The sequence below is a fragment of the Bradyrhizobium sp. PRIMUS42 genome (assembly GCF_023006515.1).
Lineage (GTDB): Bacteria > Pseudomonadota > Alphaproteobacteria > Rhizobiales > Xanthobacteraceae > Bradyrhizobium.
Genome location: NZ_JALBGZ010001295.1, coordinates 1 through 916, shown reverse-complemented (window position 1 = coordinate 916; position 916 = coordinate 1). Strand labels below are relative to the sequence as shown.

1 protein-coding gene is annotated in these 916 nt (G+C 66.0%); it reads left to right on the top strand.

Annotated elements, in window-relative coordinates; genetic code table 11:
* A partial coding sequence (locus tag MOV75_RS39830) for an MFS transporter (RefSeq protein WP_247008328.1) occupies positions 1–681 on the top strand: 681 nt, incomplete at its 5' end.
* Between the last annotated feature and the right edge of the window lie 235 nt (positions 682–916).

The following is a 916-nucleotide window of genomic DNA, read 5'->3' as shown; positions in this document are numbered from 1 at the left end:
CATCCGGCCGTGATCGCCGCTTTTGTCGGCGCCGCCGTTCTCGCCGCGCTCTTCGTCTGGCGCGAGAGGCGCGCGACGCAGCCGATGCTGCCGTTGTCGTTGTTCAGCCACAGGCTGTTCGCGCTGACCTCGCTCGTCGGCCTGCTCGTCAACATCGCAATCTACGGCTTGATCTTCGTGCTCAGCCTGTACTTCCAGCGCATCAACGGGCTGTCGGCGTGGTGGACCGGGCTCGCTTTCGTGCCGATGATGGCGGCGGTGCTGCCGGTCAACCTGCTGGCGCCGCGCCTCGCCGAGCGCATCGGCCCGTGCCCCACCATCGTGGTCGGTGCCTGCGTATCGGCGCTCGGCTGTCTCGGTCTGCTGTGGATTGCGGCTGACACGAGCTATTGGATGATCTGCGCTCAGATGATCGCGATCAGCTCCGGACTTGGGCTGCTGGTTCCGCCGCTGACCTCGACCTTGCTGGGCAGCGTCGAAAAAGCGCGCTCCGGTATCGCGGCGGGCGTCCTGAACGCGACGCGGCAGACCGGCAGCGTGCTCGGCGTCGCGTTGTTCGGCTCCCTGGTGGCCGCGGAGAGGGCATTCATGGCGGGGCTGCATCTGTCGCTGCTGGTGTCCGCAGCGGTCCTGTTGCTCGCTGCCGTCGTGATCGGCCTCGGTGCGCCGGCGCGGGGATGAACAATCCGAGTGAATGAGAACATCTTCTGTTCACCATTGCCGCAACAGGCGCGTAGCCGGTTACCGACTGTCCACTTCTGTTGGTTCAAGTGCGGGTCGATAGGGGCCCGCGATGTATCAAGTTCTCTACTGTCTCACCGAAGAGCACGATTTGCGGCTCGTCGCGCTTGGCGGCGCGGTGTGTCTGCTTGCCAGCGCGGCGGCGATCAGCCTGTTCCACCGGGCGCGCGCGACG